Annotated in this window: 3 protein-coding genes; 1 reads left to right on the top strand and 2 read right to left on the bottom strand. The window is 56.6% G+C overall.

Going from position 1 to position 6,938, the window contains the following annotated elements; all coding sequences use genetic code 11:
• Positions 1 to 100 precede the first annotated feature (100 nt).
• Together AB4043_RS09360 and AB4043_RS09355 are read right to left on the bottom strand one after the other, a co-directional pair.
• The gene (locus AB4043_RS09360) at positions 101 to 2,773 is read right to left on the bottom strand and encodes a hypothetical protein (protein WP_442306930.1); all 2,673 of its coding nucleotides are present in this window, start codon (positions 2,771 to 2,773) and stop codon (positions 101 to 103) included.
• Between the two features lie 10 nt (positions 2,774 to 2,783).
• The gene (locus AB4043_RS09355) at positions 2,784 to 4,436 is read right to left on the bottom strand and encodes a DUF5060 domain-containing protein (RefSeq protein ID WP_442302389.1); all 1,653 of its coding nucleotides are present in this window, start codon (positions 4,434 to 4,436) and stop codon (positions 2,784 to 2,786) included.
• A 342-nt stretch (positions 4,437 to 4,778) separates the two neighbouring features.
• On the opposite strand from AB4043_RS09355, the gene AB4043_RS09350 reads away from it, so the two are divergent.
• The coding region (locus tag AB4043_RS09350; protein WP_442306929.1) for a carboxypeptidase regulatory-like domain-containing protein at positions 4,779 to 6,938 on the top strand (2,160 nt) is incomplete at its 3' end.

The raw sequence follows: 6,938 nt of genomic DNA, 5'->3' as shown, positions 1-6,938 counted from the left end.
GAAGCAGATTTCGTAGCTCCCTTTCGGGAGCTACGAAATGACAAAACAAATAGCCGACAAGCCCATGTTCTGATCAAGGGCATGGGCTTGTCGGTTCTGCTTAGTCTTCGAACATCCAGTCGAGGTTTGGTGGCTCTCCATCAACAGAAGCAGCGGACAAGYTGATGCGGGCTTTGACTTTTGTCTCCTGCGGGATGAAACCGAGAATCACATAGTTCCCGCGTCCAAGGTCGAGCTCGTTCCGTCCAGCCGAGAGCGGCGCGGCCCATACGGTGAGGGCTGGTGCTCCCTTCAATGCAATCGCATTGGTCAGGACGATATTCCAGTTCTCGGCGTCGGCATTCTGTGGGCCTGCTTTATTAACGCCCTTGCGAACGAAGCCGACGAGAACCTGAGCAGGCTTCTCGAGAGTGAAGCGTACAGGTGTGTTGCTCTTGCCGCTGACGCGGATGCCGCGCATACCATCCAGTTCACCGGCTATGGATGCGATCTGTTGTGGTCCGTCGGGGAAGATCGGTTCGCCGGCTTTGACGGTGAATGCTTCTCCGGAGCCGGGCTCGAGCTGGAAGGCGACCTGAGGCAGTCTCTCTATCGGTTTCTGCGCCTCTGCCAGTGCGGCCGGATCATTCATGCTGTTCAGGCGCGAGCGGAAGGTGACCAGCTCCTTTTCATAGACAGGGAGAATATCGCGCCAGTGATTGGTCTTTGGACCTCCGCGCACTGGAATCTGCCGCTGTGAGGTCTGCATGCCGGCTGCGTTGCGGTAGGTCTTGTCGGTGATAGTCGTCAACTGGCGGAAGAACTCAACCGACGAGGCGAGCAGGGAATCTGCTTTCTGAAGATGTTGCTGATCTTTGTCGTACCCAAACAACATGACCTCAGCAGCAGCGTGGGTCTTTGCCTGATAGAACTGCATCAGAAGCCAGATGCTCTGCATATCGCCGACGATACGGTTGTATTCGTCCTTGTTCTTCGTAACGAGCGGCGCCGCTGCTTTGGCGGCTTCGTATGCCTGTTCCGCATCCTTCGTGACGGTATCGGCTACGCCAATAGGCGTTTCTCCCTGGTGTGGCTGGTGATGAAACTCATGGTCCACGTAGTCGTACAGACGCTCTCCGCCTGGAGCGTTGGCGGTCCAGAGCGTCTCAGCAGGGCCAAAGCGTTTGGCATCGATCAGCTCCGGCATTGTCATCCCAAGAGCGAATGCCTGACGATTGCCTTCGGTGATGCCGATGCGCGGCAGCAGGCGTGGTTGTGCTGGACCTGCGAGCGTGTAGGCATCGAGCAGCTTTTCTCCAGCCTGTGGTGTACCGAATCGCTGGGCGAACTCCTGTATCCAATACGTGCGTTCTTTCTGTGGATCGCGATTGGGATTCCAGGCATAGCGAGCCCAGGCTTCAAACCAGATCCAGTCCCGTTCCGGCTGATAGAGCAATGGCTCGGTCTTATCGGCGGCATTGGGCCAGTCCCAATAACGCAGCGGGTAGAGGTGYACACCTCCAATGCCGATGCGCTGATAGTTCAACACGGTCTCGCGGATGAAGTCAGGATCTCCCCAGCGGAAGGGCTCAAGGTTCGAAAGCAGGTGGACGTTGGAGACGGCGACGTTGCTGTTCTCGACCAGCAGCTTGAAGCGGTCAAGCACCTTGCCGCGATCGTTTGTCCAGGTGAGGGACTCGCCGTTCCACTTGGAGAGGGTATCGATATTGCCGTAGAGCGGTTGGCTTGCCTTCAATACATCTTCGATGTCGGTGGCATGGTCGCGTAGCACGATCGGTGGTTCCACCGTCGTTCCAAGAGCCTTCATGCCGTCCTTCACGCCTGGAATGATGGCTTGGGTCATGAGCTCGACGCCCTTGTGTGGGGAGAGGGCTTCGCCCAGCGTCATCATCAGGCCAACGTTCGGATAGTTGCGGATGAACTCGGAGATGACATAGCGGGTGTACTCGATGGCCTCCGGTGTKGGGTTCACCAGATGGTAGGGAAGATGGTGGGCTCGGGCATACGCATGGGATAGATGGAGATTGTAGAAGCCCTGCAGCAGCCAGATGCCACGCTTGTCGGCTTCTGCCGTGATCCACCGCATCATCTCGATGTTCTGGTTCAATTGCGCATCGCTCATCTCCTGCGCTTCGGGATACTTCGGCAGCTTCAGCAGCGAAGTAAAGGGATGGCCACTCCAGAGATAGAGTGTGTTCGACCGCTGGCGGACCATCATGTCGAGGTAACGAGCCCATTCCGCTTTGTCGTAGAAGAAGGGAAAGTCTTTGGGCGTGTAAGGGTAGTCATACTGCGCGTCTTCGTAGGTAATCTCGGGCTTCTGCATCCCGATGCAGGTTCCGCGCAGCTTCAGGGCGGGATGATCGATGAACTCAATCTCTTTCGGGAGCGCATGTGTCTGATCGATTCGGTCGGCCAGCTCCAGTGCTCCGTACAGAACGCCGGAGGCATCGCTGCCGGCGACGACGATCTGATTGCCGATGCGCTTGATGACGAAGGCTTCGCTGGCGCCCGGCCATAGCTGCGGCAGTTGCTTGTACTTTTCGATCGAGGGAATAGAGCGTAGACCAAGGACGATTTGTTCGCCACTCTCAATGTGGTTCGCTGTGAGGGCCGCTTGCAGGCGGTCGGCGCCAAAGCGCTCACGAGGTGTCGCGTTTTCCAGGACGACGACCTTTACTGGAGCCGCCATCACGATGGCGGGCGCAGCCAATACAAGAGAGAAAGCCACAATGGACCGAATGCGAACGCGGGCCTGGGTCAACAGATACATGTCAGAACTCCTAAACCTTCTGGAAGAGCACAGCCATGTAAGGCTTGCCCGTAAGCTCGATGTGATTGGTGCCGCCTTGAATCTGGTCGCCGGCATTTTCATCGACGAATCTGCTGCCCGTGGACTTCCCGGTAAAGACGCCAGGAAGCTCGCGTTCGCTCATATTCCAGGGATCGATCAGTGTGGCTTTGAAGCGCATACCCGCAGGAAGAGGAAAATCGTATTCACCGACACAGTGAAAGTCGAAGTAGTAGAGATAAAGCTCTTTGTCTTTGCCGGCGGACGGATAGTAGGCGTCTTCAAACTCATTGACTCCTGTTGGCGTCACTCGCTCCAGCAGCTTGCGCAGGAAGGCGATGCGTGGCGCGCTGGCGCCGCGAAGCTTTCCGCCGTCGCTCCAGACGGGCTCGCCCGCCGGTGTCTTGTAGGTCTCTCCGTGGGAGGCATAGACACCATGGACGGTAGCGAGCCAGAAACGCCGCGTCATCTCTTCGGCAGAGAGATTGCCCCAGCGGCGGGCGATGTTCCCTTCATATTGGATCTCGTCATAGACGAGGGGTTTGTTCCAGGCAGCGCGTCGCTCGGCCGACTTCTGGAAGTCATACTCCTGCAGGCTCGCGTGCGTGCACCACGGTTTGGAATGGTCGTAGATGACCTTGCTGTGATGGATGGAACGCAGATGGCTGTAGGGATCGCTGGCGACCGTGATGCGAAAGAAGCGATCCCAGTCGGCCATGCTCTTGGTCTTTACCAGGTCATACTCGTTGGCAATCGCCCACCAGACACTCCTGTAGGCGGCAAAGCGGGCGATGGCATAACGCAGGTAACGGTCGTCCTGCTCTGGAGTCATCGCTTTGAAGCCCCACGAGTCATACGGATGAAAGAGGATCAGATCAGCTTCGACACCGAGCTTTTGAAGTTCGAGAAGGCGCCGCTCGATCAATTGAAAATAGCGCGGGTTGAGGCGATCACAATCAAAGGTCGCGTTCGATTGACTGTTATCTTTCAAATCTTCGTGATGAGTGCTGATGGAACCCGCAGCATGTTCGAACGGAAACTCCGGCAGGCCGCGCTTGCCTTGTCCCTTTGGCAGGATGCAGACGCGCACCTTGTTGAAGGGAGAGTCCATCAACGCAGCAATCGTCTGCGCATCGTACGGTTCGCACGTGAACAGGTAGGAGTAGGTGGTGGTGCCGAAGGGAAAGTATGGCGTTCCATCCGCATACTGGAAGTGGAATTGATGAGCGACGTGGACTGGTCCGTGGTTTGCTGACGAGGCCGAGGTGCAGCGAAAGCTGCCCGACTTGCCATGCAGCGCGGCGGTTGAGGACGTTGTGATGTAGCTCCAGTCTCCGGTGGCATCAGGCATGAAGCGGACGCGATAGGTTCCATTGCCGTCGTAGAAACCAGTGACGCTGACGGTGCGATGCTGGTTGCGGAACTCCGCCGACAGCGTGACCTCGATAAATGGATTTCCCTCGGATGGGCCCTGAAGCGCGACCTCAAAGATTCCCCACTGTTCTATAGTTCCAGCGCCAGCTTGTTCCGCAGTGGCGCCGCTATGCGATGCCGCATTGCGGAATGAATGCTCTCCGTGTGCGGCCAATGGAACGGCGGTTGCAAAAGCGCCTGCGCCGAGCTTCATCATTTCGCGGCGATTCATGGATGTGCGTCTCTCCAGCTCGCGAAGCAACTGTGGTTGATCGCGATTCGTTCGTCGTTGGTGAAAACGATGGTTAACACCAACCGAATCCTGCGTTGAAGTGTGCCGAGGAAAAGAGAAGGTGCTGTCGTTTATGCCACCCAAGTATGCAATGAGGAGGGTCGAACGTGCATTGCATTTTTTGTCGATACATTTTGACAAAATACGATAATTTCAAGGGAAAAGCGCAGAAAATCATCGCGTTTCCTCTCATTCTTTATTGACAATTCTTTCTTCACCTCGCTAGTGTGGCAGCCGTTCCGGATTCATGAATGAAATCCGGTTTTCGTCAGGAGCACGTCTATGAAACGCTTTGCCGCTTTGCTTTTGCTTCTTGTCGCCAGTGCTTCCATCATGTCCGCCCAGGAGTTTCGCGCAACTCTGACAGGGCGAGTCTCTGATCCAACGGGCGCGACCATTCCGCGCGCCTCCGTGCTTGTCACCAACATGGAGACAGGCGTCAATTCCATGACCACGAGCAATGGTGCGGGTGAGTATACCGTGCCCTTCCTTGCTCCGGGCAAGTACCGCGTGACGGTGACAGCGAACGGTTTTCAGCGCTATGTGCACGAGAACCTGACGCTCGAGTCTGGATCGAAGGTGGGCGAAGACGTCACCATGCAGGTAGGAGCCACCACTGAGGAAGTACGGGTGACGACCGATGTTCCACTGATCCAAACGGAGACGGCTTCAGCCGGTCAGACGCTGTCGGCGCAGGAGATCGAGAATCTCCCAGACAACGGCCGTTCCCCCCTGGCGCTCGCCAAGACGATGTACGGTGTCGTCGTTAAACAGAAGAACTCCGTGGTGCAGGCTCGTCCCTTCGACAACTCCGCTTCTTCCGACTTCTCTCTTGGAGGCGGCAATTCGCAGTCGAACGAATATCTGTTGAACGGCGTACCCAACATGCAGGACTCCTCACGTCTGCCCGGTTTCAGTCCGCTGCAGGACTCGGTACAGGAGGTGAAGGTAGATATCTTCAATGCCGATGCCTCGACCGGAGATACCTCGGGCGGTACCGTAAACCTGGTGACCAAGTCAGGAGCGAATCAGTTCCACGGCTCGCTTTCAGAGTTCAACCAGTTTTCTGCAATCAATGCGCCAAACCGCTGGTTTGCCGGAACGACGAAGCAGCAGGCCTATCGCCAGAATCAGTATGGCGGCCACATCGCAGGCCCGATCTGGCTTCCCCACCTGGTAAATGGCAAGGACAAGCTCTTCTTCTTGTATGCATACGAAGGATTCAAGGGATCACAGCCCAGCCCGGTGTTGACGACTGTGCCGACTGCAGCGGAGCGCAATGGTGATTTTTCCGCGCTGCTGGGTCTGGGGACGAACAAGTCGGCGGCTCGCTGTACTGGCTATACGGCCACCTACAACAGCTATCAGATCTTCGATCCCGCGAGCGGTACTGCCGATCCGAACTGCTCCGGTCAGGCTCTGCGCACGCCCTTCACAAATAACGTTGTCCCGGCGTCGCGTCTAAGTCAGATCGCGCAGAAGTATCTGTCGCTTTATCCGCAGCCTAATGTCACGGGCACGGCCGATGGTCAGAACAACTTTTATTCGAGCAACAACACCATCAACAACTACAACTCCAACTCGGGTCGTTTTGATTGGAGCATCGGCGCCAACAATAAGCTGTTTGTTGATGTGCATCGCAGCGAGTATCAGCCCATCAGCAACAACTATTTCGGCAATATTGCCACCGGCTCGAAGAGCTATACGGTCTACCAGGGTGGCCTGGTCGACTTCGTGCATACCTTCAGCTCGTCGGTGGTCATGGATTCCCGAATCAGCCTGACCCGTTCCTATAAGAATTCAGCGATTGCCAGCGGCGGTGTCCAACCCAGCAGCTATGGCTTCCCCGGCTATATGGACTCATCGTCAAGTGCAGGCGCCGCGCTGCCTCGCATTCAGTTCACCGAATCCGGAACGGCGTACACCACTCTGAGCGCGGCGTCGCCCAGCCGGACTGCTTTTGACACCATCCAATTCTTCACAGCAGTCACCTGGGTGCATGGTCGTCACACGTTGAAGATCGGTCCGGATCTTCGTCAGAACCGAAGCTACGCTACGCCTACGGCTCCCGGAACAAACAACTACTTCACCGGTAACCTCGCTTTTGACAGTACCTTCACTAGGGCGGGTACCGCGCTTGCCGGGCCGGTCTTTGGCGGCTCGATGGCCTCCTTCCTGCTGGGTGTTCCTTCGAGTGGTGCTTATACCATCAGTCCCTACCTGACTTTCAACAACCATTACTTCGCCGGCTTCGTCCAGGATGACTGGAAGCTAACCCGGCGGCTGACGTTGAACATGGGTATCCGCCTGGAGAGTGAGACGTCGATTAATGAGAGCCACAATCGAGCCGTCTCTTACTTCGATGCGAACGCCGTAAACTCGGCTGCAAGTGCAGCGGCAACGAAGTACGCCGCTTCTCCGGTTCCTGAGCTTTCGGCTTCC

It is taken from the genome of Terriglobus sp. YAF25 (assembly GCF_052113305.1).
Classification (GTDB): domain Bacteria; phylum Acidobacteriota; class Terriglobia; order Terriglobales; family Acidobacteriaceae; genus Terriglobus.
The sequence above is the reverse complement of the archived record's forward strand: the minus strand, read 5'-3'. Positions and strand labels throughout refer to the sequence as shown.

What these genes read in the sequence shown, in the direction of transcription:
- AB4043_RS09355 (WP_442302389.1), bottom strand. Translation starts at nt 4,436, where the DNA reads ATGAATCGCCGCGAAATGATGAAGCTCGGCGCAGGCGCTTTTGCAACC.